24 protein-coding genes are annotated in these 26,484 nt (G+C 64.5%); 10 read left to right on the top strand and 14 right to left on the bottom strand.

Features of this window, described 5'->3' with window-relative positions; all coding sequences use genetic code 11:
* Nucleotides 1–75: 75 nt before the first annotated feature.
* The 3 genes from M2342_RS10830 (at nt 76) to M2342_RS10820 (ending at nt 2,974) form a co-directional block, all read left to right on the top strand.
* A complete protein-coding gene (locus M2342_RS10830) occupies nt 76–387 on the top strand; it encodes an FtsB family cell division protein (protein ID WP_181559912.1) in 312 nt (103 codons plus the stop codon).
* A gap of 119 nt (nt 388–506) precedes the next feature.
* Nucleotides 507–1,580: a pyruvate dehydrogenase (acetyl-transferring) E1 component subunit alpha gene (gene pdhA, locus M2342_RS10825; RefSeq protein WP_181559911.1), complete on the top strand. Its 1,074-nt coding sequence runs from the start codon at nt 507–509 to the stop codon at nt 1,578–1,580.
* Nucleotides 1,580–2,974, top strand: coding sequence for a pyruvate dehydrogenase complex E1 component subunit beta (locus tag M2342_RS10820; protein ID WP_264570608.1), 1,395 nt, complete (start codon nt 1,580–1,582; stop codon nt 2,972–2,974). Before pdhA ends, M2342_RS10820 begins: the two co-directional genes overlap by 1 nt.
* A gap of 122 nt (nt 2,975–3,096) precedes the next feature.
* Here the strand turns inward: M2342_RS10820 and M2342_RS10815 are convergent, their stop codons facing one another.
* Nucleotides 3,097–3,615, bottom strand: a complete 519-nt coding sequence (locus tag M2342_RS10815; protein ID WP_264579084.1) for a nuclear transport factor 2 family protein — start codon at nt 3,613–3,615, stop codon at nt 3,097–3,099.
* 179 nt (nt 3,616–3,794) lie between these two features.
* On the opposite strand from M2342_RS10815, the gene M2342_RS10810 reads away from it, so the two are divergent.
* From M2342_RS10810 to M2342_RS10790, 5 genes are all read left to right on the top strand, one after another.
* Nucleotides 3,795–5,228, top strand: a complete 1,434-nt coding sequence (locus M2342_RS10810; RefSeq protein ID WP_264579083.1) for an MFS transporter — start codon at nt 3,795–3,797, stop codon at nt 5,226–5,228.
* 94 nt (nt 5,229–5,322) lie between these two features.
* Nucleotides 5,323–6,753 carry an NAD-dependent succinate-semialdehyde dehydrogenase gene (locus M2342_RS10805; protein WP_264579082.1) on the top strand — a complete coding sequence of 477 codons (1,431 nt, stop codon included), beginning with the start codon at nt 5,323–5,325 and terminating at the stop codon, nt 6,751–6,753.
* Nucleotides 6,754–6,822: 69 nt separating this feature from the next.
* Nucleotides 6,823–7,875 carry an amidohydrolase family protein gene (locus M2342_RS10800; protein ID WP_264570604.1) on the top strand — a complete coding sequence of 351 codons (1,053 nt, stop codon included), beginning with the start codon at nt 6,823–6,825 and terminating at the stop codon, nt 7,873–7,875.
* The gene (locus M2342_RS10795) at nt 7,872–9,488 is read left to right on the top strand and encodes an MFS transporter (protein ID WP_264579081.1); all 1,617 of its coding nucleotides are present in this window, start codon (nt 7,872–7,874) and stop codon (nt 9,486–9,488) included. Before M2342_RS10800 ends, M2342_RS10795 begins: the two co-directional genes overlap by 4 nt.
* Before the next feature lie 121 nt (nt 9,489–9,609).
* The gene (locus M2342_RS10790) at nt 9,610–11,268 is read left to right on the top strand and encodes a GMC family oxidoreductase (RefSeq protein ID WP_264579080.1); all 1,659 of its coding nucleotides are present in this window, start codon (nt 9,610–9,612) and stop codon (nt 11,266–11,268) included.
* A 52-nt stretch (nt 11,269–11,320) separates the two neighbouring features.
* Here the strand turns inward: M2342_RS10790 and M2342_RS10785 are convergent, their stop codons facing one another.
* The 3 genes from M2342_RS10785 to M2342_RS10775 form a co-directional block, all read right to left on the bottom strand.
* Nucleotides 11,321–12,319, bottom strand: coding sequence for an LLM class flavin-dependent oxidoreductase (locus tag M2342_RS10785; protein ID WP_264579079.1), 999 nt, complete (start codon nt 12,317–12,319; stop codon nt 11,321–11,323).
* 61 nt (nt 12,320–12,380) lie between these two features.
* Complete coding sequence (locus M2342_RS10780) at nt 12,381–12,842, bottom strand: DUF3237 domain-containing protein (protein ID WP_181559904.1); 462 nt, start codon at nt 12,840–12,842, stop codon at nt 12,381–12,383.
* Between the two features lie 93 nt (nt 12,843–12,935).
* Nucleotides 12,936–14,414: a carotenoid oxygenase family protein gene (locus tag M2342_RS10775; protein WP_264570600.1), complete on the bottom strand. Its 1,479-nt coding sequence runs from the start codon at nt 14,412–14,414 to the stop codon at nt 12,936–12,938.
* A gap of 133 nt (nt 14,415–14,547) precedes the next feature.
* Here M2342_RS10775 and M2342_RS10770 point away from each other — a divergent pair, with 133 nt between their 5' ends.
* The gene (locus M2342_RS10770; protein ID WP_264579078.1) at nt 14,548–15,024 is read left to right on the top strand and encodes a MarR family winged helix-turn-helix transcriptional regulator; all 477 of its coding nucleotides are present in this window, start codon (nt 14,548–14,550) and stop codon (nt 15,022–15,024) included.
* 97 nt (nt 15,025–15,121) lie between these two features.
* The gene (locus M2342_RS10765; protein WP_264579077.1) at nt 15,122–16,423 is read left to right on the top strand and encodes an MFS transporter; all 1,302 of its coding nucleotides are present in this window, start codon (nt 15,122–15,124) and stop codon (nt 16,421–16,423) included.
* Nucleotides 16,424–16,506: 83 nt separating this feature from the next.
* Here the strand turns inward: M2342_RS10765 and fdhD are convergent, their stop codons facing one another.
* The 10 genes from fdhD to M2342_RS10715 all read right to left on the bottom strand — a co-directional run bounded on the left by fdhD (nt 16,507) and on the right by M2342_RS10715 (nt 26,459).
* Nucleotides 16,507–17,301 (bottom strand): formate dehydrogenase accessory sulfurtransferase FdhD, encoded by a 795-nt coding sequence (gene fdhD, locus M2342_RS10760; protein ID WP_264579076.1) that lies wholly within the window; start codon nt 17,299–17,301, stop codon nt 16,507–16,509.
* Nucleotides 17,267–17,542 (bottom strand): formate dehydrogenase subunit delta, encoded by a 276-nt coding sequence (locus tag M2342_RS10755; protein ID WP_264573033.1) that lies wholly within the window; start codon nt 17,540–17,542, stop codon nt 17,267–17,269. The genes fdhD and M2342_RS10755 overlap by 35 nt, the downstream gene beginning before the upstream one ends.
* Nucleotides 17,543–17,547: 5 nt before the next feature.
* Nucleotides 17,548–20,403, bottom strand: a complete 2,856-nt coding sequence (fdhF, locus tag M2342_RS10750) for a formate dehydrogenase subunit alpha (RefSeq protein ID WP_264579075.1) — start codon at nt 20,401–20,403, stop codon at nt 17,548–17,550.
* Nucleotides 20,393–20,959, bottom strand: a complete 567-nt coding sequence (locus M2342_RS10745; RefSeq protein ID WP_264579074.1) for a molybdenum cofactor guanylyltransferase — start codon at nt 20,957–20,959, stop codon at nt 20,393–20,395. The genes fdhF and M2342_RS10745 overlap by 11 nt, the downstream gene beginning before the upstream one ends.
* A complete protein-coding gene (locus M2342_RS10740; RefSeq protein ID WP_264579073.1) occupies nt 20,956–22,497 on the bottom strand; it encodes an NADH-ubiquinone oxidoreductase-F iron-sulfur binding region domain-containing protein in 1,542 nt (513 codons plus the stop codon). Before M2342_RS10740 ends, M2342_RS10745 begins: the two co-directional genes overlap by 4 nt.
* Nucleotide 22,498: 1 nt before the next feature.
* Complete coding sequence (locus M2342_RS10735) at nt 22,499–22,933, bottom strand: NAD(P)H-dependent oxidoreductase subunit E (RefSeq protein ID WP_264579072.1); 435 nt, start codon at nt 22,931–22,933, stop codon at nt 22,499–22,501.
* A gap of 182 nt (nt 22,934–23,115) precedes the next feature.
* Nucleotides 23,116–23,823, bottom strand: coding sequence for a glutamine amidotransferase (locus M2342_RS10730; protein ID WP_264579071.1), 708 nt, complete (start codon nt 23,821–23,823; stop codon nt 23,116–23,118).
* A 25-nt stretch (nt 23,824–23,848) separates the two neighbouring features.
* Complete coding sequence (locus M2342_RS10725; RefSeq protein WP_264579070.1) at nt 23,849–24,013, bottom strand: hypothetical protein; 165 nt, start codon at nt 24,011–24,013, stop codon at nt 23,849–23,851.
* A gap of 238 nt (nt 24,014–24,251) precedes the next feature.
* The gene (locus M2342_RS10720; RefSeq protein ID WP_264579069.1) at nt 24,252–25,121 is read right to left on the bottom strand and encodes a hypothetical protein; all 870 of its coding nucleotides are present in this window, start codon (nt 25,119–25,121) and stop codon (nt 24,252–24,254) included.
* A 15-nt stretch (nt 25,122–25,136) separates the two neighbouring features.
* Nucleotides 25,137–26,459, bottom strand: coding sequence for a replication-associated recombination protein A (locus tag M2342_RS10715; RefSeq protein WP_264573026.1), 1,323 nt, complete (start codon nt 26,457–26,459; stop codon nt 25,137–25,139).
* Between the last annotated feature and the right edge of the window lie 25 nt (nt 26,460–26,484).

Here is a 26,484-nt window from a genome sequence, read left to right as displayed (position 1 = left end):
ACAAAGTTAATGCAATTTGTCGCATTCGTTCATTTTGGGCTTGCATTGCGACGGTCGGCGTGATTCCAAGGGCCCATGGCGCATCTGGCAAAATTGAGGTTTCTTCTTGGTTCGGCGTTCACGCCGGCCATTGCCATTTTCCTGCTCCTGCTCTTCATCGGCTATGCCATCATTGGCCCGAACGGCATTCTCGCCTGGTCCGATTACAGCCGGCAGCTCAAGCAGCGGCAGGCCGAGTTGTCGGCGCTGCACAAGCAGAAGGCCGCGCTGGAGAATCGGGTGAAGCTGCTCGATCCGCGCCATGCCGATCCGGATATGGTCGACGAGTTGGTTCGCAAGCAGCTCGGCGTCACGCACCCCGATGAAGTCGTCGTTCCGATGAAATGACTAAGGGTGCGGTCGACTAACCAGATTTCGCCACCCATTTAACCTATCTGGACATTGCGCTCCTGCCGGTGCCGTGCCTATAGCTGGCTGTAACAGCCACGCGAGAAGGACCTGAAACATTGGCGAAGCCAGCTTCCAGACGCGCGCAAAATGCCCCTGCATCCACTGCCACGGCGCCGTCTGCGGACCATAACCGGGAGCGCCCCGGTGAGCCCAATCCCTATGACGCGAGCCAGGAAGAGCTGCTCGAATTCTACCGTCAGATGCTGCTCATCCGCCGCTTCGAGGAGCGGGCCGGGCAGCTTTACGGTCTCGGCCTGATCGGTGGCTTCTGCCACCTCTATATCGGTCAGGAAGCGGTTGCGGTCGGCATTCAGTCGGCGTTGACGCCGGGCAAGGACAGCGTGATCACCGGTTATCGCGATCATGGCCACATGCTCGCTTACGGCATCGACCCCAAGATCATCATGGCCGAGCTGACGGGCCGCGAGGCCGGCATTTCGCGCGGCAAGGGCGGCTCGATGCACATGTTCAGCGTCGAGCATAAGTTCTTCGGCGGCCATGGCATCGTCGGCGCGCAGGTCAGCCTCGGCACCGGTCTGGCGTTCGGTCACAAATATAATGAGGATGGCGGCGTGTGCGTCGCGTACTTCGGCGACGGCGCGGCCAATCAGGGCCAGGTCTATGAGAGCTTCAACATGGCCGAGCTGTGGAAGCTCCCGATCATCTATGTGATCGAGAACAACCAATATGCCATGGGTACCTCCGTGGCGCGTTCCTCCGCCGAGGACCAGCTCTATCGTCGCGGCGAGAGCTTCCGCATTCCGGGCATCCAGGTCGATGGCATGGACGTGCTGGCCGTGCGCGGCGCCACCGAGGCAGCGCTGGAGTATGTCCGCTCCGGCAAGGGGCCGATTCTGCTGGAAATGAAGACCTATCGCTATCGCGGTCACTCGATGTCCGATCCGGCGAAGTATCGCTCGCGCGACGAAGTGCAGCACATGCGCGACACGTCCGATCCGATCGAGGGCCTCAAGAAGATTCTCGCCGACGCTGGCGTGAAGGAAGAGGATTTGAAGGCCATCGATACGAAGATCCGCAAGGATGTGAGCGAGGCGGCGGACTTCGCGGAAACGTCGCCCGAGCCTGACATGGCCGAACTTTATACCGATGTGCTGGTGGAGCAGTATTGATGGGTCTCGAGATCAAGATGCCGGCCCTCTCGCCGACGATGGAAGAGGGGACGCTGGCCAAGTGGCTCGTCAAGGAAGGCGATGAGGTCAAGGCCGGCGACATCATGGCCGAGATCGAGACCGACAAGGCGACGATGGAATTCGAGGCTGTCGATGAAGGCACCATCGAGAAGATCCTGATCGCCGAGGGCACCGACAATGTGAAGGTCGGCACCGTGATCGCGATGCTCTCCGGCGAAGGCGAAGAAGCGCCCGCACCGGCTGCGCAAGCCCCCAAGGCCGAAGCGCAGGCCGCGCCCAAGGCTGCGGACGAGGCCGAGGCCCCCAAGAAGGCCGAGAGCGGCACCGCCAATCTCTCCGGCAGCAAGGCGAGCGCGGTGACGGATCCGGCGATCCCCGAAGGCACGCAGATGGTCAAGACGACTGTCCGCGAAGCGCTGCGCGATGCCATGGCCGAGGAAATGCGGCGCGATCCGCGCGTATTCCTGATGGGCGAGGAAGTCGCCGAATATCAGGGCGCCTACAAGGTGACCCAAGGCCTGCTCGACGAGTTCGGCCCCAAGCGCGTGATCGACACGCCGATCACCGAGCATGGCTTTGCCGGCATCGGTGCCGGCGCTGCGATGGGCGGTCTCAAGCCAATTGTCGAGTTCATGACCTTCAACTTCGCCATGCAGGCGATGGACCAGATCATCAACTCGGCCGCCAAGACTAATTATATGTCCGGCGGTCAGATGCGGTGCCCGATCGTGTTCCGTGGTCCCAATGGCGCAGCGAGCCGGGTTGGCGCGCAGCACAGCCAGAATTACGGCCCCTGGTATGCCGCCGTGCCGGGCCTGATCGTGATCGCGCCCTATGACAGCTCGGATGCCAAGGGCCTGCTCAAGGCGGCGATCCGCAGCGAAGATCCGGTGGTGTTCCTTGAGAACGAGCTGGTCTACGGGCGGAGCTTCGAGGTGCCGCAGCTTGACGATCATGTTTTGCCGATCGGCAAGGCACGCATCGTCCGGCCCGGCAAGGATGTGACGCTGGTGAGCTATTCCATCGGCGTCGGCGTGGCGCTGGAGGCAGCGGAAACGCTCGCTGCCGATGGCATCGATGCCGAGGTGATCGATCTGCGCACGCTGCGCCCGCTCGATACTGCGACGGTGCTGGAAAGCCTCAAGAAGACCAACCGCCTCGTGGTGGTCGAAGAGGGTTGGCCGGTCTGCTCCATCGCCAGCGAGATTGCGGCGGTCTGCATGGAGCAGGGCTTCGACGATCTGGATGCGCCGGTTCTGCGCGTGACCAATGAGGATGTGCCGCTGCCTTATGCGGCCAATCTCGAAAAGGCGGCGCTGATCGATGCGGCGCGGGTCGTGAAGGCTGCCCGCAAGGTCTGCTATCGGGACTGAGATAGGGTGGGGCGCTCATTACGGGCGCCCCGCGACCTTTGATGGCGCGAGAGGTCTTGGCTGCCCTGGGCTCCTGCCTTCGCAGGAGCACAAGCCTTTGTCCCTCCATTCTCTGTCTTAACTCAGGGAAGGCGCGCGGCGCGTCCCGGATTTTCGGCACCGGCGCGACGGCCCGGCAATTGCTCGTTGAAAATCTTGCGGCTGACGAACTTCCAGGCGCCATCCACCTTGCGCATCTTATCCTCATAATGGCCGTAGCTGCCGATATGCGGGGTATGTCCCGTGCCGTTATTGGCTACCTCGAACCAGTAGATCACGCCCTTGGCCGTATCGCCATGCACATAGATGGCCTGATTGGTGATGAAGTGGCGCAGGGTGACAGGCTGGCCTGAGCCATCGTCGCCATAATATTGCTTGATGGCTTCCTTGTAGACGCCGATTTCCTTGTAGATTTCCTCCGGCCCGACGGCGGTGCCGCCTGCCCATTCCAGCACGCCTTCGGGCGCGAACAGGGCGGCGTAGCTTTCGGCATCGCCCCAATCGAGCGCCATGAGATACTCGGCTTCGAGCTGCATGATCGCGGCGCGATCGGCGGCATAATCCTCCTGCGCCGCTGTCGGGCGTCCGGTTTCGTTCGGCATAATGATGTCCTCTCCTCTGCCTGCGCCATGGCGCAGGCTCGCAAGAGGTTAGACGAGGAGCCTCGCATGCGCAATTAAAGCTGGACAGAATCAATCTCAGCGGTTGAAACTGGCAGGATAACGAGCCGCAGGAAATGGAACCGGTGCGGCGCCAGGGCGAGCAGAGAGGAATTCACGACATGGCAATGGCACCTCAGGCGGCACACTCCGTGCCGGGCGACGATGCTGGGGCCGCGTCGCAGCAATGGCCCTCGAGCCCGCGGGCCTATTTCGCGCTGACTGTCATCATCATCGCCACCTTCCTGAGCTTCTTCGATGCTACCGTGTTCGGGATGCTGGCGGAGCGGATCAAGGTCGATTTCGGCCTGTCCGATACGCAGCTTGGCATATTGGGTGGTCCGGCAAGCATCATCTTCTACGTCTTCGTCGGCATTCCGCTGGCCCGGCTCGTGGATATCTATCCACGCAAGATGATCCTCGCGATCAGCGCGGCGGTGACGGGCGGCGTCACCATGCTCAGCGGTCTGGCGCAGGGCTTCGGCCAGTTCATCGCGGCGCGGATGCTGTTGGGCGCTGGTGGATCGGCGCATGGCCCCGGCTCTTATTCGCTCATTGTGGACATGTTCCGGCCCAAGAAAATCCCGATTGCCTTCGCGCTGCTGCAGTTCGGCTTCATCGGCGGCACCACGCTTGGCGTGCTGTTCGGTGGTATGATGATCGGCGCGGTATCGCATTGGGATACCAGCTATGTGTGGGGCCTGCGCATCTTCAACTGGCAGTGGATCTTGATCGGCCTCGGCCTGCTGTCCTTCCCGGCGGCGCTGCTGTTCCTACTGGTGAAGGAGCCGGCGCGGCGGGCGGCTGTGGCCGACCCGATCGCAGTGCCTCAGAAAGCCAGCTTCGGCCGCAAGATCGCCACGTTCATGGGCTTCGACGCCATTCGCGGCATTCAGGCGAAAGGCATGGTCTATTACCCGCTGTTCATCGCGCTGGCGCTCAGCGCGACGGAAAGCCAGGGCATCGGCTTCTGGCGCGTGCCTTTCCTCGTGCGGACCTATGGCATGGACGAGGCGCAGATTGGCGCGGTGCTCGCGCCCATGCTTCTGGTCGCGCAGCTTGCCGGCCTCGTGCTCGGTGGCCTGATGGTCTCGTGGTTCGGCCGCAAGTATAAGGATGCGAACGTTCGCACGGCGGCGATCTGCTTCACCGCGGTCACCATCTGCACGCTGGCCGCGCCGCTGATGCCGACCGGGCACCTCGCCATGGGCGCGATGGCTGTGGCGACGCTCTTCGGCCTTGCGGGCGCGCCGGCGCAGAATGCCGCCGTGCAGCGCGTCGCGCCGCAAGCCATGCGCGGGCAGGTGACGGCGCTGTACCTGTTTATGTTCACCTTCTTCGGCGCGATGGGCAGCCTCGTGATCGGTGTGGTGGCGCAATATGTCGTGCGGGATGAGGCACGGCTGTGGCAGGCGATCTTCATCACCGCGCTCGTGCTGCTGCCGCTCGCCACGATCAGCATGTGGCGTGCCTGCAAGCCCTATCGTGAGGAAATCGAGCGCTTGGAGGCAGCAGAAGTTGCGGCTGTGAGCAAAGCAATGCCTGCGGGGAGTTGACGACTCATCATTGAGTTCTCACAGGGGATATTGCGCGACGCCGGGCTTTGGTCCGGCGTCACTCTGTTTTGCTGAGAGTCCCGAGAGGATGGCTATGACCAATTATCCTGCCCTGCACATGATCATCGATGGCGAGGCCGTGACCGGCGGTGATCGCCGAACGCAGACCATCGTCAATCCTGCGACGGGCGAGACCCTTGGCGAGCTGCCGCTGGCCAGCACGGCGGATATCGACCGCGCGTTGGAAACCGCGCAGCGCGGGTTCAATCGCTGGCGCAACTCGACGGCGCAGGAGCGCGCTGCGGTGCTCTCCGGCGCAGCGCGTCTGCTCATGGAGCGGCAGGAGACGCTGGCCCGCATCGCCACGATGGAGCAGGGCAAGACCCTGCCTGAATCCCGCATCGAAGTAATGATGGTCGCCGGCCTGTTCAATTTCTACGCCGGCGAGGTTTCGCGCCTTTATGGCCGCGCTCTGGTGCGCCCGGCCGGCATGCGCTCGACGGTGACCTACGAGCCGGTCGGCCCGGTTGCGGCCTTCTCGCCCTGGAACTTCCCGCTCGGCAATCCTGGCCGCAAGCTGGGCGCGCCGATCGCGGCGGGCTGCTCGGTGATCATGAAGTCTGCCGAAGAGACCCCGGCGTCCGCGCTCGGCGTGCTGCAGTGCCTGCTCGATGCCGGCCTGCCCAAGGACGTCGCGCAGGCCGTGTTCGGCGTGCCCGATGAGGTGTCGCGCCACCTGCTGGCCTCGCCGATCATTCGCAAGCTCAGCTTCACCGGCTCGACCGTGATCGGCAAGCACCTCGCCAAGCTGGCGGCCGAAGACCTGAAGCGCACCACGATGGAACTCGGTGGTCACGGCCCGGTGCTGGTGTTCGACGATGTCGACGTGGACCGCGTGCTGGACGTCATGGTCGGCCACAAATATCGCAACGCCGGCCAGGTTTGCGTCTCGCCAACCCGCTTCATCGTGCAGGAAAATGTCTACGAGCGGTTCCGTGACGGGTTCGCGAGCCGTGCCAAGGCGCTCAAGGTCGGCAACGGCCTTGAGGATGGCATCCAAATGGGCCCGATGGCCAATGAGCGTCGCCCGGACGCCATGGAGCGCCTCATCGGCGGCGCTGTCAGCAGTGGTGCCAAGCTCAATGCGGGCGGCGAGCGCATCGGCAATCAGGGCTTCTTCTATGCCCCGTCCGTGCTTAGCGAGATCCCGCTCGATGCCGAGATCATGAACGAGGAGCCGTTCGGTCCGGTCGCGCTGATCAACCCGTTTGGCAAGGTCGACGACATGATCGCGGAGGCCAATCGCCTGCCTTATGGTCTCGCCGCTTACAGCTGGACGGACGACGTCAAGCTGCAGCGCCGCGTGGCGCGGGAAGTCGAGACCGGCATGCTCGGCGTCAACAGCGTCGCCATCGGCGGTGCGGACTCGCCCTTTGGCGGCGTCAAGTGGTCGGGCCACGGCCATGAGGATGGCCCCGAGGGCCTCCATGCCTGCCTCGTGACCAAGGTCGTCCACGAAGGCTGATCCAGAATACAAGCCCCGGTGCCCGTGCAGGCGCCGGGGCTTTCTTTCCCCATTTCTCAGGAGAGTAACATGACTCACGCGCTCAACACCGGCGGCGATCGCGGCTATCTTCGCATCGCGACCGAAGAGGCTTTCGCGACGGCCGAACAGCTCGACGCCTTTCTGAAGCTGGTCAAAGAGGGCCGGGCCGACAAGGCGACCACGTCGCTCTGGGGTTTCTACGGCACCTCGCCTTCCGAGCGGACCCAGTTCATTCGCGATCGGCTGCTCGATCTGGACGATCTGCGCATCCAGGCGATGGACGAGACCGGAATCGACGTCGCCATTCTCTCTCTGACATCGCCCGGTGGACAGGCATTCGAGACCGATGAAGCCAAGACGCTGGTCCGCAATGCCAACGACGTTCTGAAGGCCGCTTGCGAACGCCACCCGTCGCGCTATGTCGGCATGGTCTCCATCGTCCCGCAGGACGTGCAGTGGTCCGTCGAGGAAATCGCACGCGGCAAGAACGAGCTGGGCTTCAAGGGCGTGATGGTCAACAGCCACACCAAGGGTCACTATCTGGATGAAGAGCAGTTCGACCCGATCCTGAAGGCCTGCGCCGACAATAATCTGCCGCTGTACATCCACCCGCAATCGCCGCCGGATGCGATGATCGCCGGCATGGTCGAGGCTGGCCTCGATGGCGCGATCTTTGGCTTCGGTGTCGAGACTGGCTATCATCTGCTGCGCATCCTGACGACGGGCGTGTTCGACCGCTATCCCAACCTGACCGTGTGCGTCGGCCATGGCGGCGAGGCGATCCCCTACTGGCTGTTCCGCATGAACTACATGCATCAGGCTGGCGTCCGCTCGAAGCGCTATGAGCGCCTCAAGCCGCTCAACCACGACCTGTTCCACTACATGCGCAACAATGTCTGCGTGACGACCAGCGGCATGGCCTGTCCGCTGGCGATCAAGCTGTGCATCGATCAACTCGGTGAGGACCGGGTGATGTACGCGATGGATTATCCCTATGAATATGTCGCCGATGAGGTGCGTACGCACGACAATCTCGACATTTCTGCAGAAGCCAAGAAGAAGCTGATGCAGACCAATGCCGAGCGGGTCTTCAACCTGTGACGACCCCGCCGGTGTCGGGCCGGGTGACCGGCACCGCCTGGTATGCGCTGGCGTTGGTGGCTCTCACCAACGCCATGTCGCTGCTGGATCGCAACATCCTCGCCATTCTCGCGCCGCGCATCAAGGCGGACCTGCAGATTGGCGATGCCGAGCTGGGGCTGCTGTACGGAACGGTGTTCGCGCTGTTCTATGCGTTGTTTTCCCTGCCGCTCGGTCGCCTGTCGGATGGCTGGATTCGCACGCGCATTCTGGCTCTCGCCATCGGCTTCTGGTCCTTTTCCGCCGGTCTCGCTGCCTTCGCCAGCGGCTTTGCGATGCTTGCCATTTCCCGCCTCGGGGTCGGGATCGGCGAGGGAGCGACGTCGCCGGCGGGGACATCGCTGCTGTTCGATTATTTCCCTAAGCATCGGCGCGGTCTCGTGATGGGCACGATTGCTGCCTCCATTGCCGTCGGCCTTGGCATGTCCAACGTGGTCGGCGGGGTCGCGGCGGGCTGGTGGGAAGGGCTTTATCCTTCCGCTCAGTCAGCGCCGCTGGGCCTTGCCGGCTGGCAGTTCGCGTTCCTGGTCGCCTCGGTGCCCGGATTTCTGCTCGCATTGCTGCTATGGCACCTCAAGGAGCCTCAGCGCGGCGCGATGGATGGCATCGCGTCCCGGCCCGATCCGGCGCCGTTCCGCTCGAGCCTCGCGCTGCTCGGTGCAGTGACGCCCGGCACCAATTTGCTGAGCCTCGCCGCCAGCAAGGCCAGTGCCCGCCACTGGACCGCCAATATCGGCGTCATGGTGCTCGTGGTCGGCCTGATGACGCTGTTCGTGCATCTGGCTTCGGCTTTCTCGCCGCGCCCGGCGCTCAATTTCGGTGGCGTGCCGCTCAATCCCCACATCCTGCAATGGGGTGTGATGGGCTTTGGCATCATCGTGATCTTCAACCTGTTGCAGCGGCTGGCGCTTGCCGATCCGCCGACCTATCAGGTGACGGTGCGCTCGCCCGCGCTGATGATCGCCATCGCGGTCGGCGCGCTGCAGACGGTGATCAATTACGGCATCATGGGCTTCACGCCCGCCTTCATCATGCAGACCTATGGCACATCGCCCGCAGAAACAGGCGTCACCTTCGGCCTGCTCTCGCTGGTGATCGGCGTGATCGGCCCGATGATTTCGGGGCCTCTGGCTGACTGGTTCGACAAGTCCATGCCGGCGACCGGGCGCGTGTATCTCACGCTGTTCGCGCTCGGCGTCTCGCCACTGATCGGAGTCTGGACCTATCATGCGCCGGATGCGTTCGGCTTCTACAGCCGCTTCGTCCTCTACAGCGTCATCCTCACCTGCTGGATGCCGCCGCTCTACTCGCTGATCTACGGACTTGTGCTGCCCCGCATGCGCGGCATCACCGCGAGCACCTATCTCATCATCTCCACCATTTTCGGCCTCGGCATGGGGCCTTATCTGGTCGGGATGATCTCGGATGCCACGGGTGATCTGCGCACCGCGATCCTCAGCGTCAACTGGATGGCGATTCCCATCATCATCCTGCTCATCATTCTCCTCACCCGCATCCGCAAGGACGAGAGCCTCATTCTGGTCCGCGCCCGGGATGCAGGGGAGCCTGTCTGATGCTTTGACCTGCTCAGCATCCTCTCATTGTTGACTTTGTTCGAAATGGCGCTTTGTGTCATAAGAACTGAGTCGAGCCGCGCGGGGGACGTGCGCGGTGCAATGAGAGGATGACAAGAGCATGACGGACGAGAGAACTGTCGATTACGTGATCGTCGGAGCGGGTAGCGCGGGATGCGTTCTCGCCAACCGGCTCTCGGCGGATCGGGGCACGGAAGTCGTCCTGCTCGAGGCTGGCGGCGATGACCGCCCGACGCGGGAATTGAGCCAGTTCCGCTCCAACATGATGATCCATATCCCGATCGGTTTCGGCAAGACGCTGAATGACCCCAAGGTCAACTGGCTGTATGAGACGGAGGTCGACGAGGGCTCAGGCGGTCGCCCCCACAAATGGCCCAAGGGCAAGGTGCTCGGCGGCTCGTCTTCGCTTAACGGCATGCTCTATGTGCGCGGCCAGTCGGCTGACTATGATGGCTGGCGCCAGATGGGCAATGAGGGCTGGGCGTGGGACGACGTGCTGCCCTATTTCAAGAGGAGCGAAGACCAGACCCGTGGCGCCATGGAATGTCATGCGCAGGGCGGTGAGCTGGCTGTCTCCGACTTCCCCGAGCATCACCCGATCAGCAAGGCGGTCATCGATGCCTGCGTCGAGGCCGGCTATGCCTATAAGGATGATCTGAACGACGGCGATCAGGAAGGGACGAGCTGGTTCCAGATGACCGCGCGCAACGGCAAGCGTTGCTCGACGGCGGTGGGCTTCCTCCATCCGGTCATGGATCGGGTCAATCTCACGGTCGAACTGCGCGCCATGACGACGCGCATCCTCTTCGAGGGCAAGCGCGCGGTGGGGGTTGAGTTCGTCCAGCATGGTCGTCTGCGCCGCGTGAAGGTGCGCAAGGAAGTGATCCTTGCCGCCGGCGCGGTCGAGAGTCCCAAGCTGCTGGAAATCTCCGGCATCGGGCAGGGCGGGGTCGTCCGGGAGCTGGGCGTGAAGCTGGTGCACGAGCTGCCCGGCGTCGGCGAGAACCTTCAGGACCACTATATGATTGGCTGCCAGGCGCGGCTGAAGCCGGGCACGCCGTCGGTCAACTCCATGGCCAGCGGGCTGCCGCTGATCGGCCAGGTGCTCAAATATGGCATGACCCGCAAGGGCCTGCTCTCCTACGCTGTGGCGCATGGCTGCACCTTCCTGCGGTCGCGCGAAGGGCTGGAGACGCCGGACATCCAGATCCACACCATGGCGGCGTCAATGGATCTGGAAGTGCTGAACGCCAAGCAGCAGCTGGCGTTGGAGAAGGAGCCGGGCATGGCCTCCAACCCCTGCCAGCTTCGCCCGGAATCGCGCGGGCACATCCACGCCCGCTCACCCGATGGCACGCAGGCCCCCAAGATCACGCCCAATTATCTGCAGGACCCGATCGACCAGCAGATGGCCGTCACGCAGCTCAAGATTATTCGCGAAATCTGGCAGCAGCCGGCAATCGCCAAATATCTGGCCGGCCCCGATCCGTTCGGCGAGACGGACGATCAGATGTTCTTCTATGCGCAGGTCGCCGGCGGCACGCTGTATCACGCCGTCGGCACGGCGCGCATGGGCAGCGACCCCAAGGCGGTGGTCGATGCGCGCCTGCGCGTCCATGGCGTTCAGGGCCTGCGCGTGGTCGATGCCTCGATCATGCCCAAGATCGTCTCCGGCAACACCAATGCCGCGACGATCATGATCGGCGAGAAGGGATCGGAAATGATCCTGGAAGACGCGAAGGAACTCGCACCGGCCTGAACCGGCCGGCGTGCGGCATCAATGCTGAACGGAAAACGAGGCCGCCTGCGCGTCAGGCGGCTTCGGTCATTTCATGGAAGGCTTGCGCGATCAGCGTGAGCGACTTGGTGCGGGCCTGCGGATCGAAGGCGGGGCTGTGGACGATCACCTCATCCACCTGCGTCCGCTGGACGAACTGGCGCAGGCCGCGCGCGACATCATCGGCGGTGCCAAAGGCGCTGCATTGCATGACATGCCCCAGCATTGCGCTGAGCGACGGATCGAGGCTCGCGACATAATTCTCCACCGGCGGCGGCAACTTGCCGGGGCGACCGGTGCGCAGCGCGACAAAGTTCTGCATCATCGAGCTGGCGACATATTCCGCCTCCGCCACCGTGTCGGCAGCGACGACGCTCATCGCCGCCGCCGCATAGGGTTCGCGCAGAGAGGCGGACGGGCGGAAATCGCGGCGATAGATGGTCAGCGCTTCATCCAGCAGATCGGGCGCGAAATGTGAGGCGAAGGCGTAGGGCATCCCGAGTGCCGCCGCGAGCCGCGCGCCGAACAGGCTGGAGCCCAGAATCCACATGTCGATCTGCGCACCGCGCCCGGGCACGGCGAGCAGGCCGAGGTCAGGCTCGCCGGTAAAGTGAGCGCGCAATTCCACCACGCTGCGGGGAAACTCCTCGGCCTCCTGCCGGGTGTCATGGCGGATGGCGCGGACTAGTCGCCCGTCCGCACCCGGTGCACGCCCGAGGCCGAGATCGACACGGCCGGGGAAGAGTGCATCCAGCGTGCCGAACTGCTCGGCGATGATATAGGGCGAGTGATTGGGCAGCATGATGCCGCCCGAGCCGACGCGGATGGTCTTGGTCGCCCGCCCGGCCTCGGCGATGATGAGCGCGGTGGCCGCTGCTGCCACGCCGGCCATGCCGTGATGTTCGGCGATCCAGTAGCGATGATAGCCGAGCGCTTCGGCATGGGCGGCGAGCGGGCCGACGCGCTTGATCGCATCGCCGGCGCTCTCGCCTTCGACAACGTTGACGAGGTCGAGGAAGCTGAGTTTGGTCATCGATCCAAGATGGGATCGGCACCCCCGCTACGCAACCGGTGGCGGGCGGGGCGCTTGGGGATCAGGTGACGCGCCAGACCCACAATTTGATGCCCGCCTTGTAGCGCGCGCCCGAGCAGACGAAGATGCTGCGGTTCATCCAGTCATATTTTCCTTCCGGCGCGATGAATTCCGGCACGGTGCGGAAATAATAATCCGCCGGATCGACCTCATCGCCTGCCGCCAGTCGCGCCATCACATCGGGCGGGCCATGGCGCAGGCCACGATTGCGGATCTGGATGACGACGCCGTCATCGGTCTGCAGCGCGTAAAGGGCGTCGGCGACGGTGACGCCGTCCGGCCGGGTGAGCTGGAAGTCGGCGGCATTGCCGAGCAGCTTGCCCTTGATGAGCGGGCCTTCGACCCGGCCGCCCTCGAAGATGGGGATGATGCGGCGGGTGCCATCGACGGTGTTGCCGAGCGGCACCGGCGCGCCGAGATCGCCGCCGGCTTCATAGACGAATTCCAGGCCGGGCTGAATCATGAACGTGCTTCCTTGAGACTTGAAGTGTGAGGCAGCAGCCCCGGCGCGCACGCATGAGCGCGGGCCGGGGCTGTGGCTGGATGATCGCTAGGGTCAGGCGGCTTCGCGTTCCAGGCCGATCTGGTCCGCGCTGGCCCAGTTGCCGTGCAGGCCAAAGCGCAGCGCGAAGGGGATATGGATCGTGGCGACCGGTCCCTTCTCGATGTCCAGCGCTTCGAAGATCAGCAGGTCGCTCTTGTGGTCGGCCAGGCGATTGCAGACCTGCACGATCCAGCCATCGCCTTCCGGCGCGTCTTTGGAGCGGGGCACGAAGGCCGGCTCCTGCAACGAGGAGGTGGGGCCGCACCACCAGTGCTGCTCCTTGCCGGTCTGGTGGTCGATCAGGAACAGGCAGTTCATCAGGAAGCCGCCGGCGCTGCCGCCCTTGAGCTCGACGGGACGCTTCATGTCCATCTCCAGCATCCAGCCATAGCGATAGGGCAGGCCGGTGACGCGGTCGTCGATCCGGGGGAATTCGCCCGACGTCTCCGTGAGGCGGGTGACGCTATCGAACTCGTCGCTGTTGGACGCCATGTCGACCGTCCAGCGGGTGAGGTAGCTCGCCGCCTGCTGCGGGTTGAAGGGCGCGCCATGCACATCCGGGAAGAAGGGGAACATGTTGTTTGCCGCTTCCGGCACGTCGATGTGGACCTTGGTGCCGTCCTGATAGGCGTTCATGACATGCGACGCGAAGCAATTGTCGCGCTTGAACCAGCGGATGTCTTCCTGTTTCACGTCGTCACGGCGGGGAATGATGCCGAGATAGACGGGCAGGGTGGTATCGAAGCCGAAATGCGGCAGGCCCTTCTCGAGGCGCTCCCAGCTGCCGATCGAGGGCACGATGTGCAGGACCAGATAATCCTTGGTCACGCCGAAGTCGTGCATCATGCAGTAATAGGGCGCCTTGAACCACAGTTCGCGGACCAGTTCGCCTTCAGGGCTGACCTCATAGAGGCACACATCGTCGGAGCACAGGCCGCTCGCGGCATAGCCGATGGCAACCATGTTGCCCGTGTGCGGGTCGATCTTGGGGTGCGCGGTGAAGGTCTGGCCGGTCATCTTGCCGCCGAACTTCTCGAAGCCGATGGTCTCCATCGTGTCCGGCTCCATGACGAGGGACGGGCTGTCCTCCTTCATGGCCCAGAGCTTGCCGGCGAACACAAAGGCGTTGGTGTTCGCGGTCGAGCGATACTCGCCCTTGACGGACTCATCGTCCGTCAGCGGATTGCGATAGGCGCCGAAGAGCGCCTTGCCGGCCTCGTTCTCCAGCTTCCACTTGGCGGTCTTGGCCCAGCGCTGCTTGATGTCGCACTGGCCATCATGAATGTGGAAGCGCGTGATCATGCCATCGCCGTTGAAGCTGATGTCATCGCCCAGGCGGGGGGGGAATTGCGGGTCCGGCTGCACGCGGAAGAAGGCGCCATTCAGCTCCGGCGGAATCGTGCCCTCGTGCACGAGATTCGGAATGTCGCATTCGATGCGCGACGGGCTGTTGAAACCTGTGAAAGCGGGGGTATTGGGGAATTGCGCCATAGCTTGCTCCTCTTGCGCAGGTTTGTATGCTATGCATACCAATTGGGCAATTCCCATTGCTTAATCAATGGCCGAACCGTTCCGGTTCTCGGGGGTAAAGATTTTGGAAGCACGCGCACGTCAACGTCCTCTTGTGGCCGCCAAGGGTGGTGGAAGTGCGACGCCATCGCCTGCGCCCGCGCAGATCGACGACGATATCGGCGCGATCGACGACATTATCGGGTTCCACATCCGCCTTGCCCATGGCGCGGCCTACCGCCATTTCACCGAGACTTTTTCCGAGCTTGGCCTGACGCAGAAGATGGTCTCCGTCCTCTGGCTGATCAGCGATCATCCGCACATCGCGCAGGCCGATATCGGCCGCCGTCTGCAAATGGACCGGGCGACGACGATGGCGATCATCAACCGGTTGGAAGCGCGCGGCCTGCTGGTGCGCGGCGCGTCCACGCTGGACCGGCGCCGGCAGACGCTCACGCTGACTGCGGACGGGCAGGCGGCCCTTAGCGAGGCGCGGCGCTGCATCGACGAGCATGAGCAATGGCTCAAGTCCCGTTTCACCAAGAAAGAAGCCACGTTGCTCATCGAGTTATTGCGCCGTATTCACGAGTAGATTCGGCCTGTGAGATCGCCGATGCGGTCCACTGCCTGGAGAGGAAAGCCCAACCATGTCATCGTCTGATCCTGTTGAGATCATTAATGAGTCGCCGATGTCCGTTCGGCAGTGGATTGTCGTGGTCTTGATGATCCTGCTGAACGCGCTGGATGGTTTCGACGTGCTGTCGAGCGCCTTCGCGGCGCCGGGCATTTCGGCGGAATGGGGCATCCCGCGCTCGGCGCTGGGCATCGTCCTCTCGGCCGAGCTGGTCGGTATGGGCTTCGGCTCGGTCATCCTCGGTGGTGTCGCAGACCGCATCGGCCGCAAGGACACGATGCTGATCTGCCTCTTCGTCATGGCGATCGGCATGTATCTGGCCCATGCCGCGACCGGCGTGACGCTCCTGACGGTATGGCGCTTCGTCACCGGCCTCGGCATCGGCGGGATGCTGGCGGCGACCAACGCCGTGACGGCGGAATCGACCAGCAAATCCTCCCGCAGCCTCGCCATGGCGCTTTACGTCATTGGCTACCCGATCGGCGGCGTGGTTGGCGGCTTTGCCGCGCAAAGCTGGCTGCTGGTGGAATATGACTGGCGCGCGGTGTTCATGTTCGGCGCCGTGGTGACCGCGATCATGATACCGCTTGTCTTCTTCCTCGTGCCGGAGACGCCCGCATTCTACGCTGCGCGCAGGCCCTCAAACGCGATCGAAAAGGTCAACCGCTCGCTTCGCGCGCTGCGCAAGCGGACCATTGAGGCGTTGCCGCCATTGCGCACGGAGGGGCCGCAGCCCAAGGTGACCGACATCCTGTCCAAGCCGGGCCTGCGCAAGGTCACCTGGTTGCTGGCCTTCGGCTACATGTTCCACACGCTCACCTTTTATTACATCCTCAAGTTCGCAGTGCAGATCGTCGCGGATTCCGGCTTCTCGCAGGCGGATGCCGCCAGCACGCTCACCTGGGCCAATATCGGCGGTGCGATCGGCGGCGGTCTGTTCGGCTTCCTGCTCAAGAAGTGGGACATCAAGGGGCCGACGATTGCCATGATGATTGCCGGCGTGGTCGCGGTGGCATGGTTCGGCATGGGGCATGGTGAGCTTGGCGAATGGCGCGTGGCGGCATTCCTGTCGATGTTCTTCCTCAACGCGGCCATTGTGGGCTTCTATGCCGCCTTCGCGCGGGGCTTCCCGGCTTATGCCCGGGCCACGGGTACGGGCTTCGTCCTCGGCGTGGGGCGCGCTGGCGCGGCTGGCTCGCCCATCGTCGCCGGGCTGCTCTTTGACGTACTGGGCAAGGGCGAGTTGCTCACCGTGTCGCTCATCATGAGCCTGGGCTCGGTGTGCGCCATCTTCATGCTGCTGTTGCTGCCGATGCGTGATGGCGATGCGATTGCGCAAGCCGAGGCCAAGGCCTGAGATCTGGGTCCGCCGCCCCCTCTATGCGGGGCGGCGGATCGTCAGATACTGACTGATGTGACGAGGGCAGGGGGGCGAGACGGTCAGCCCGCCGTGACGCGGAGCACTTCATCCGGCCGGGCCAGCGCATAGAGCGAGAGGCCCGCAGCCTCGGCCCGCGCTGCCGCCATGCTGGTTGGGACCGAGATGGTCACAAGGGTGTGGGCGCCGGCCCGAACCGTCTTCTCCACGATCTCGTAGCTGCATCGTGCCGTGGAGAGCACGAAGCCTGTGTCCATCGTCTGCCCTGCGCGGGCCATGGCGCCGACGAGCTTGTCCAGCGCATTGTGCCGGCCGACATCCTCGCGGGCCATCAGGATCGCCCCATCCGGTGCCACGAAGGCAGCGGCGTGCATCCCGCCTGTGGCGCGATTGCCCGGCTGATGCGCCCGCAAGGCGTCCAGCGCCGCGAAGATCGCCGCCGGTGCGAGCGCCGCATGCGCGGCGACCGGGGGGAGGGCGCGCGAAACGGCTTCCAGATTATCGATGCCGCACAGGCCGCAACTCGACTCGGCCACGCGCGTGCGCACGCGCTCTTCAAGCTTTTCGAGCGCCAGCGAGGTGATGGTCGCACGCGCGATCCAACCGAGATCGGTCTCGACGATATCGATGCCAGTGACATCGCCCGGTTGCGCAGCCAGACCTTCAGTCAGTGCGAAGCCGGTGATGAAGTCGTCCAGATCAAACGGACTGGCCATCATTACGGCATAGGAAAGGCCGTTATATTCCAGCGCGACCGGCACTTCCGGCGCAAAAGGGCGCGCGACCGGACGGCTGGAGCCATCCGGTCGAAGGGCGACGAGGTCAGCCGGCGTCGTTGTAGCCAGGATCGTTCTCATCCGCGCTCGCGAATTCGGTGGCCCGCGTCATGTGCGGCACCGGCCCATCCACCATGGCGATGGCGCGCGCGGCGAGCGGCGACATGTCGGCGGGGTCGACGGCCTTGATGCCCGCGAGCATCCGCGGATCCCAATACATCTTGATATGGTCGGCGGTGGCGAGGGCCGCCTGATCGTGGCCCAACGCTTCGAAATTCCGCGCGATCTGGTTCGCCATGTAGATGAGGCGGCTGGCTTCCATGATGCTTACTCCGCCGCTTCAGCCGTCAGGCTGGCCACGATCCGCCGCGAGCGCTCGGACCAGCTGTTATAATCCTCCTGCCAATCGGTCGGGCCGTTGGAGGGCGTGATCTGGACAGCTGTCACCTTGTACTCAGGGCAGTTGGTGGCCCAGTCCGAATATTCGGTGGTCACGACATTGGCCTGCGTGGCGGGGTGATGGAAGGTGGTATAGACCACGCCCGGGGCAACCCGTTCGGTGATCGTCGCCCGCAGCGTCGTCTCGCCGGTGCGGCTGGAGAGCTTTACCCAGTCGCCATCCTTGAGACCGCGATTCTCGGCATCGGTCGGATGGATTTCCAGGAGATCCTCAGGGTGCCAGGCCGTGTTGCCGGTGCGCCGTGTCTGCGCGCCGACATTATACTGGCTGAGGATGCGGCCGGTGGTGAGCAACAGCGGGAAGCGCGGGCCGGTCTTCTCGTCGGTCGGCACATAATCCGTGACGACGAACTTGCCCTTGCCGCGCACAAAGCCTTCGACGTGCATGATCGGCGAACCTTCATGCGTCTCGTCCTTAACCGGCCACTGCAGCGATCCCTCGCGCTCCAGACGCGCCCAGGATACGCCCGCGAATGACGGCGTCAAACGGGCGATTTCGGCGAGGATTTCGCTGGGGTGCTCGTAGTTCCAGCCAAGATCCATGGCATTGGCGAGAAGCTGCGTGATCTCCCAGTCGGCATAGCCATTGGCGGGCTCCATCACCTTGCGGACCGGCTGGATGCGCCGCTCTGCATTGGTGAAGGTGCCGTTCTTTTCAAGGAAGGTCGAACCGGGCAGGAAGATATGCGCGTAGTTCGCCGTTTCGTTCAGGAACAGGTCCTGCACGATGACGCACTCCATCGCCTTAAGGCCCGCCGCGACATGCGCGGTATTGGGGTCGGACTGAAGGATGTCCTCGCCTTGGATATAGATCGCGCGGAACGTACCGTCGATCGCGGCGTCCAGCATATTGGGGATGCGCAGGCCCGGCTCGGCATCCAGGGTCACGCCCCAGTCCGCCTCGAACAGCGCGCGCGTTTCATCGTCGCTGATGTGGCGATAGCCGGGCAATTCGTGCGGGAAGCTGCCCATGTCGCAAGCGCCCTGCACGTTGTTCTGACCACGCAGCGGGTTCACGCCTACGCCGCGGCGCCCGATATTGCCGGTTACCATCGCAAGGTTCGCGATGGCCATCACCGTCGAGCTGCCCTGGCTATGCTCGGTGACGCCAAGGCCATAATAGATGGCGCCATTACCGCCAGTCGCAAACAGGCGGGCCGCGCCGCGCAATTCCTCGGCGGGCACGCGGGTGACGGGCTCCAACGTCTCAGGGCTGTTGCGCTCCTGCGAAACGAAGGCGGCCCAGTCCTGATACTCGTCCCAGTCGCAGCGTTCACGGATGAACGCTTCGTCGGCCAGGCCTTCGGTCACGATCACATGCGCCAGGGCGGTGAGCACGGCGACGTTGGTGCCGGGCTGCAGCGCGAGATGGTGCTGCGCGGCGATGTGCGGCGATTTGACCATGTCGGTGCGGCGCGGGTCGATGACGATCAGCTTGGCACCCTGACGCAGGCGGCGCTTCATCCGGCTTGCGAACACCGGGTGGCCGTCCGTCGGGTTGGCGCCGATGATCAGGATGACGTCGCTGTCCATCACGCTGTCGAAATCCTGCGTGCCGGCGGACGTGCCAAAGGTGGTCTTGAGGCCATAGCCGGTCGGCGAGTGGCAGACACGGGCGCAGGTGTCGGTATTGTTGGAGCCAAAGCCGGCGCGGATCAGCTTCTGGACGAGGAAGGTTTCCTCATTGGTGCAACGCGACGACGTGATGCCGCCCAATGCGCGCGCACCGTGGGCGGCCTTGATGCGCTTGAGTTCAGATGCGGCATAGGAAATGGCCTCGTCCCAGCTCACCACCTGCCAGGGATCGTCCACGCTCTTGCGGATCATCGGCTGGGTGATGCGGTCCTGATGGTTGGCATAGCCCCAGGCGAAGCGGCCCTTGACGCAGCTATGGCCGCGGTTGGCCTTGCCGTCCTTCCAGGGCACCATGCGCACTAGCTGCTCGCCGCGCATTTCCGCGCGGAAGGTGCAGCCGACGCCGCAATAGGCGCAGGTGGTGACGACGGCCCGCTCGGGCTTGCCGATCTCGACCATCGCCTTTTCCTGAAGCGTGGCGGTGGGGCAGGCCTGCACACAGGCGCCGCATGACACGCATTCGGAGGAGAGGAAATCGTCGGACGCGACACCCGCAGACACCATGGAGCCGAAGCCGCGGCCATCGATCGTGAGCGCGAAGGTGCCCTGCACTTCGTCACAGGCGCGCACGCAGCGCGAGCAGACGATGCACTTGCTGGGGTCGAAATCGAAATAGGGGTTGGACGTGTCCTTCTGGAGACCCAGATGATTATCGCCCGTGTAGCCATAACGTACATCGCGCAGACCGACGGCGGCCGCATTGTCCTGCAGTTCGCAGTCGCCATTGTCCGAGCAGGTCAGGCAGTCCAGCGGGTGATCTGAGATGTAGAGCTCCATCACACCCTTGCGCAGCTTCTGCAGGCGGGGGGTCTGGGTGTGAACGGTCATGCCGTCCATCGCCGGCGTGGTGCAGGAGGCGGGGGTGCCGCGCATCCCGTCGACCTCGACCAGGCAGAGGCGGCAGGAGCCGAAGCTCTTCACGCTGTCTGTGGCGCAGAGTTTGGGAATGTCGCCGCCGCATTCGGCAGCCGCGCGCATCACGCTCGTGCCTTCCGGGACGGTGACGGAGCGACCGTCGATGGTCAGCGTGACCATCTTCTCCGATGTGGAAGCGGGCGTGCCGAAATCGGCCTGAGGTTCATAGCCCATGACGTTCAACTCTCTCCAGGTCAGCAGCAGTGTTGATATTAACAGGTTCGCGCGGCAATTGCACGGCGCGCGCGGAAATACGGTTCGCGAAGGCCTTCATCGAATGCACGCCCTCGCTCTTGAGGATGTCGAGCGCGTCGCCGGCCGCCGAGGCGGGCCACAGGCCGATCACCGGCAGGCTCTCGACATAAGCTGGGTATGGCGACAGGCGCTGCAAGAGGTCTTGCGGCAGATCGATGGCATCGCACGGTACGCTCAGCACGGCGGGGAGCCCGCGCGCCTGCGCTTCGAGCAAGGCCGCGGCGAGTCCGGCAAGCGGTCCCATGTGCGGGGCGGGCTGGTCGGCGATGCTGGCCACGCCGTCATGTTCACGCCCCACCACGATTGTCTGCGCACTATGTGCAGCCACGGCGTCGATGGCATGGTCGATCAAAGCGCGACCATGGAAGGTCGCCACGGCCTTGTCGCTGCCGAAGCGCGTCGACTTGCCGCCAGCGATCACCGCGCCGAGAACGGCCGCGCGATCGATGGGAAGCAGGCCGACGCAGCAGCTCATTCAGCCGCCTCGGGGAGGCTCTGGCGGGCGCCGAAATCCTCGGGCCAGTGCTTGAGCGCGCTCATCACCGGATAGGGCGTGAAGCCGCCCAGGGCGCAGAGCGAACCGAACTTCATCGTCTCGCACAGATCTTCCAGCAGGACGATCTCGTCCTCCAGGCTACGCGGCGCGGTGGGGGCGTTGTGCATCTGCGGCAGACCCTCGAGCGTATCGCGCTGGCGCGGCACACGCGCCATGATCCGGTCGATCAGTTCCTTGCCGCGTACCGAGCCGATGCGGCAGGGCGTGCACTTGCCGCAGCTTTCCGCCGCGCAGAATTCCATGGCGAAGCGCGCCATGCCGGCCATGTCCGCGCCCTGGCCGAGCACAGTGATGCCGCCATGGCCGATCAGCGCATCGACGGCGGCATAAGCCTCATAATCGAACGGAATGTCGAACTGGTCCGGGTGCAGATAGGCACCGAGCGGGCCGCCGACCTGCGCGGCCTTTACCGGCGAGCCGTCGTCCGTGCCGCCGCCAATCTCGTTGACGAGCTGGCCAAGCGTGATGCCGAACGCCGTTTCGTAAAGGCCGCCATGCTTGATGTTGCCGGCAAGCTGGATCGGCATCGTGCCCCGCGAGCGACCCATGCCATAATCGGCATAGGCCTTGGCACCCTCGGCCAGAATGTAAGGCACAGCCGCAAGGCTGAGCACATTGTTGACGATGGTGGGCTTGCCGAACAGGCCGACCAGTGCCGGGATCGGCGGCTTCGCCCGCACTTCGCCGCGCTTGCCTTCCAGGCTGTTGAGCAGCGAGGTTTCCTCGCCGCACACATAGGCGCCGGCGCCGACGCGAACTTCCAGCACGAACGGCGCAACGAGATGCGCGCTGCGGCGGATCGCTTCTTCCAGCTTGGCGATGGCGTGGGGATATTCCGAGCGGACGTAGATATAACCCTTGGTCGCGCCGGTCGCGAGGCCGGCAATCGCCATGCCTTCGATCAGGCAATAGGGGTCGCCCTCCATCAGCATACGGTCGGCGAAGGTCGCGCTATCGCCTTCGTCGGCATTGCAGACAATGTACTTCTGGTCCGCTACCGCAGCCGCGACGGTGCGCCACTTGATGCCGGTGGGGAAGCCGGCGCCGCCGCGACCGCGCAGGCCCGAGGCCACGACTTCCTCGACCGTCGCCTCGGCGCCGATCTCGCGGGCGCGGGCGAGGCCTTTCCAGCCGCCGGTCGCTTCATAGTCCGCAAGCTCGGTCGGGCGCGTCTTGCCGGCGCGGGCGAACGTCAGCCGCTGCTGCTTGGCAATGAACGGATGCTCGGCAATCACGCCGATGCCGAGCGGCGACGAGCCGTCCAGAATCGCCGCAACATCATCGGCCGTTGTCGGGCCGAAGCCCTTGCCGTCGATCTCCACCAGCGGCTCCAGCCACTGCATGCCCCAGCTCGAAACTCGCTCGACGGTCGCGCCCGCCCTTGCAAAGGCATCGGCAACCGCGTCGGCACCGCAGGCGATGGCCAGCGCGTCGTCGGAAATGCGCACCATGACCATGTCAGGCAATCTCCCGGATCAGCTTCTCGAGCTTGGGCGCGTCCAGCCGGGCGTGAACGGCATTGCCGATCATCGCATTGGGGCCGACGCTGCACAGGCCGAGGCAATAAATGGTTTCAATCTTCACGCGCTCGCCGGCCGCGGCAACCGCGCCATCGACCAGCGCTTCGACGCCGCGTGCCTTGCAGGATTCCGCACGGCACAGCTTGAGCACCGGCGCTGCCTTGGGCTCGGCGGTGAAATCATGATAGAAGCTCACCACGCCATGCACTTCGGCACGGCTCAGGTTGAGCGCGAGGGCGATCTGGCGCTTGGACGCCTCGTCCACGCAGCCGAACTCTGCCTGCACGTCATGGAGGATGGGGAGAAGAGGCCCTTCGCGGCGGCTATGGCTCGCGATGATCTCGTCCAGCCGATCGGCTTTGGCGTCTCTCATGCGCGCGGGTCTCCCAAGTCTTCTTTCGTTGCTGAAATTCGTTTGTGTTACTGCCTATTTTTTGCGCGGCTGGCAAGCGCAAACCGCTGGATCGCGTTGTTGCGAGAGGCTTGCAAAAGGCGGTGTGCACGCATGGCCCGCGCGCTGGTCAGACTGGTGATGTGGCGATCATGCGGGCGCAGTCACGCGGCCGCTTTCAGTCCCGCCAGCCAGTTGCCGAGCATGGCGCGCCCGGCGGAAACGGCCCGAGGTCCGAGCCGATCATGGGCGGCGCGCAGGCTCACGTTGCAGCCGCCGGATTCCATCGCAGCTTCCGGCCATTCCTCCATCCACTGGTAGAAGCGCGCATCCTCGCCCATCTCGGCATGGAATTGCAAGGCAAGCAGATGTTGTCCCCGCCGGAAGGCCTGATGCGTGTAGCGGTCGCTGGACGCAAGCAGTTGGGTGCCCTCCGGCAGGGTGAACGTGTCGCCGTGCCAGTGCAGAACCGGCACGTCGACAAGATGACAGAGCGGGCCGGTGCGGCCGGCATCGTTGACCTTGACCGAATGAAAGCCGACCTCCTTGATCGGGCCGGGATAGACCTTCGCGCCGAGCGCCGCCGCGATCATCTGCGCGCCGAAGCACACGCCGAGCGTGGGGCGGTCGGCCGCCAGCCGCAGCGCCAGGCGGCGCAACTGGCAGGCGATCCACGGATAGCGGTCCTGCTCATACACCCCCATCGGCCCGCCCATCATGATGAGCAGATCGGGTTCTCGCAAGTCGAGCGTGGCGAAGGCAGGGTCCGTCACGTCAATCCGGTCGATCGCATAGCCGGCGGCTTCCACCGGCTCCCGATATCCCGCCATGCCCTCATGGGGGACGTGCCGAATCACAAGCGCGCGCTTCATCCTCAGTGGCCTCTCGAAATGAGCGTCAGAGGCCGAGGCGCGACCAGAAGTCGCTCGCGCTGGCGAGAGGCGGCGAGTCGTGCGGGGCCGTAGGCGCCAGCCGCCAGCTGGGGTGCGGAAGCGGCGCCAGCGCGCGGATGGCTCGCTGGGCGTGATTGCGGTTACGGCGGGGAATGGAACGGATAGCCATATCGTTTCTCCAGAGCGGAGCACGAAACCGGCGTTGTCGCGTAGGATTCGTGCGCTTTAGCGGTTGGTGACGCGGAGCAAGCTGACAAACATCAAAAGCCGCGTTCCGGGCTGGGGGCGGCAGGGCCGCCCGTCGTTCCGGACAAAAGGGGTTTAAGCCGGGAGGTGTGATCTCGGCAATCAAGCGATCTTTGCAGGGGTGATAGTTTAGCTCGGCCGGCCGCGCGGGCGTCTGCGTGTCAAAGCACGCCGAAGGTCCAGCCTTCCGTCCGCGCCAGTTCCGGCGTCAGCGCCTGTGGTGCCCACAGGGCCGGCTCGCGATGCACCAGCCGCAGCCAGGCCGCGCTGAGCAGCGCATCGGTGGCATGGTCGCTGTACCGGCCGGTGAACCGCACATGCGGCCCGCTGGCGAGCCGCGCAAGGCAGGCATCCAATTCGGCCTCGCGAACCTTGGTCTGGCCCTTGCGCTTGCCGGCGGCGAGCGCGGCAAGGCTCGTGTAAATTTCCACGATCAGACTGCCTGAGCCGGGGTCGGCGTCGAACGGCCAGATCGGCATGTCCGTCTGGATACGGTGCAGCACCCGCATCCCGGTCAGACTGGATTTGCCAACCTGCGCGGCACCCACAAGATTGAGGTTGCTGCAGGGATTGAGGCCCTGTGCCTGCTGGGCCAGCTCCGTCTGGCGCAGCCGCCCGCGTCCGCCGCCGAACAGATCGCCTTCCCGGCCCCCATGGCGCCGGAAATGCCGCGCGGCCTCCGGGTGATCGACAAAGGCGCCGGCCCCCAGATGCGGCTCATCGGCGCAGATGTCCTCGACAAGCGCCCAGAGCTGGCGGGCGTCGGGCGGAGTGCGATCCCAGCCCGGGAAGAAGGCGCCCTTGTCGGCGAAGGGCAGGGACGGGCCGAGATCAAGGCCGACCAACGTCTCGCGCGGCATGTCGCGGCGCATCCAGTCGAGTACATCGAGGCGTGACCAGATGTGGCCGGGGCGGACCAGCGCCGGGCCAGCGTCGCTATCTGCGTCGCAGATGGCGACGGCGATGCCCGGCTGTCGCGGTCCCTGTGCACCCGACCAGTCGATTGCGGCGAAATGGCGGAAGCGGCTCACGGGTGGCGGGCGGGATCAGTCACCGCGCAAGTCGCGCCGACGCTCGTCCCACCAGGCGATGCGCTCGGCGATCCGCTTCTCGAACCCGCGCTCGGTAGGAGCGTAGAAGGTCTGCGGCGCCATCTCCTCGGGCCAGTAATTGTCGCCTGAGAAGCCGCCTTCCACATCATGATCGTAGCTATAGCCCTTGCCATAGCCGATCTCCTTCATGAGCTTGGTCGGCGCATTGAGGATGTTCGCGGGCGGCATCAGCGATCCGGTTTGTTTGGCGCTGGCAAAGGCCGCCTTCTGCGCCTTGTAGGCGGCGTTGGATTTGGGTGCGGTCGCGAGATACAGGCAGGCCTGCACGATCGCCAGCTCGCCTTCGGGCGAGCCAAGGAATTCATAGGCGTCCTTCGCGGCCAGGCATTGGGTGAGCGCCTGCGGATCGGCCAGGCCGACATCTTCGCTGGCGAAGCGCACCAGCCGGCGCAGGACGTAAAGCGGTTCCTCTCCGGCAACCAGCATCCGCGCGAGATAATAGAGCGCGGCCTGCGGATCGGAGCCGCGCAGCGCCTTGTGGAGCGCGGAAATGAGATTGTAATGCCCGTCGCGATCCTTGTCATAGACCGGCATCCGGCGGTGAAGCAGGGCCGCAAGGCCCGCCGGGTCCAGCGGCTCGGTGAGGCCGATGCCCTGCAGCGTCTCCACCTGATTGAGCAGGAAGCGGCCATCACCATCAGCCGAAGCCACGAGCGCGGCGCGGGCATCGTCGGTCAACGGCAGCGGCGCGCCGGTCAGAGCTTCCGCACGGGAGATCAACGTATCGAGCGCGGTCTCGTCCAGCCGGCGTAGTATCAGCACCTGCGCGCGGCTGAGCAGCGCCGCATTGAGAGCAAAGCTCGGATTTTCGGTGGTGGCGCCGACCAGCGTGACGGTGCCATCCTCGACATAAGGCAGAAAGCCATCCTGCTGTGCGCGATTGAAGCGATGGATTTCATCCACGAACAGAAGCGTGCGCTGCCCGGCCCGGGCAGCGTCGCGCGCGGCGGCGAAGGCAGCCTTGAGGTCCGCCACGCCGGAAAAGACCGCCGAGATCGGAGCAAAGCGCATGTCCACCGCTTCGGCCAGCAGTCGCGAAAGCGTGGTCTTGCCGGTGCCCGGCGGCCCCCACAGGATCATTGAGGAGAGCCGTCCCGCCGCGACCATCCGCCCGATGGCACCGTCAGTACCGGTGAGATGGTCTTGCCCGACCACGTCATCGAGCGTGCGCGGGCGCAGACGGTCGGCCAGCGGCGCATCCGCACGAGGCTCGGCAGGGCTGGAGGCGGCGGCAAGGCCGCCGAAGAGATCAGACATGCGGACTCATATAGGTCGGCCCGTC

This window comes from Sphingobium sp. B8D3A (genome assembly GCF_025961995.1).
In the GTDB taxonomy this organism is placed as follows: domain Bacteria; phylum Pseudomonadota; class Alphaproteobacteria; order Sphingomonadales; family Sphingomonadaceae; genus Sphingobium.
The sequence above is the reverse complement of the archived record's forward strand: the minus strand, read 5'-3'. Positions and strand labels throughout refer to the sequence as shown.

Excerpts from the sequence above, each read along its gene's own strand:
- M2342_RS10815 (WP_264579084.1), bottom strand. The coding sequence starts at position 3,615 with ATGCCGAACGAAACCGGACGCCCGACAGCGGCGCAGGAGGATTATGCC.
- M2342_RS10735 (WP_264579072.1), bottom strand. The coding sequence starts at position 22,933 with ATGAGAGACGCCAAAGCCGATCGGCTGGACGAGATCATCGCGAGCCAT.
- M2342_RS10745 (WP_264579074.1), bottom strand. The coding sequence starts at position 20,959 with ATGAGCTGCTGCGTCGGCCTGCTTCCCATCGATCGCGCGGCCGTTCTC.
- M2342_RS10725 (WP_264579070.1), bottom strand. The coding sequence starts at position 24,013 with ATGGCTATCCGTTCCATTCCCCGCCGTAACCGCAATCACGCCCAGCGA.
- M2342_RS10765 (WP_264579077.1), top strand. The coding sequence starts at position 15,122 with ATGTCCGTTCGGCAGTGGATTGTCGTGGTCTTGATGATCCTGCTGAAC.
- M2342_RS10800 (WP_264570604.1), top strand. The coding sequence starts at position 6,823 with ATGACTCACGCGCTCAACACCGGCGGCGATCGCGGCTATCTTCGCATC.
- M2342_RS10820 (WP_264570608.1), top strand. The coding sequence starts at position 1,580 with ATGGGTCTCGAGATCAAGATGCCGGCCCTCTCGCCGACGATGGAAGAG.
- M2342_RS10805 (WP_264579082.1), top strand. The coding sequence starts at position 5,323 with ATGACCAATTATCCTGCCCTGCACATGATCATCGATGGCGAGGCCGTG.
- M2342_RS10780 (WP_181559904.1), bottom strand. The coding sequence starts at position 12,842 with ATGATTCAGCCCGGCCTGGAATTCGTCTATGAAGCCGGCGGCGATCTC.
- M2342_RS10715 (WP_264573026.1), bottom strand. The coding sequence starts at position 26,459 with ATGTCTGATCTCTTCGGCGGCCTTGCCGCCGCCTCCAGCCCTGCCGAG.
- M2342_RS10810 (WP_264579083.1), top strand. The coding sequence starts at position 3,795 with ATGGCAATGGCACCTCAGGCGGCACACTCCGTGCCGGGCGACGATGCT.
- M2342_RS10755 (WP_264573033.1), bottom strand. The coding sequence starts at position 17,542 with ATGGAAGCCAGCCGCCTCATCTACATGGCGAACCAGATCGCGCGGAAT.
- fdhD (WP_264579076.1), bottom strand. The coding sequence starts at position 17,301 with ATGAGAACGATCCTGGCTACAACGACGCCGGCTGACCTCGTCGCCCTT.
- M2342_RS10785 (WP_264579079.1), bottom strand. The coding sequence starts at position 12,319 with ATGACCAAACTCAGCTTCCTCGACCTCGTCAACGTTGTCGAAGGCGAG.
- M2342_RS10740 (WP_264579073.1), bottom strand. The coding sequence starts at position 22,497 with ATGGTCATGGTGCGCATTTCCGACGACGCGCTGGCCATCGCCTGCGGT.
- M2342_RS10730 (WP_264579071.1), bottom strand. The coding sequence starts at position 23,823 with ATGAAGCGCGCGCTTGTGATTCGGCACGTCCCCCATGAGGGCATGGCG.
- M2342_RS10790 (WP_264579080.1), top strand. The coding sequence starts at position 9,610 with ATGACGGACGAGAGAACTGTCGATTACGTGATCGTCGGAGCGGGTAGC.
- fdhF (WP_264579075.1), bottom strand. The coding sequence starts at position 20,403 with ATGGGCTATGAACCTCAGGCCGATTTCGGCACGCCCGCTTCCACATCG.
- M2342_RS10775 (WP_264570600.1), bottom strand. The coding sequence starts at position 14,414 with ATGGCGCAATTCCCCAATACCCCCGCTTTCACAGGTTTCAACAGCCCG.
- M2342_RS10830 (WP_181559912.1), top strand. The coding sequence starts at position 76 with ATGGCGCATCTGGCAAAATTGAGGTTTCTTCTTGGTTCGGCGTTCACG.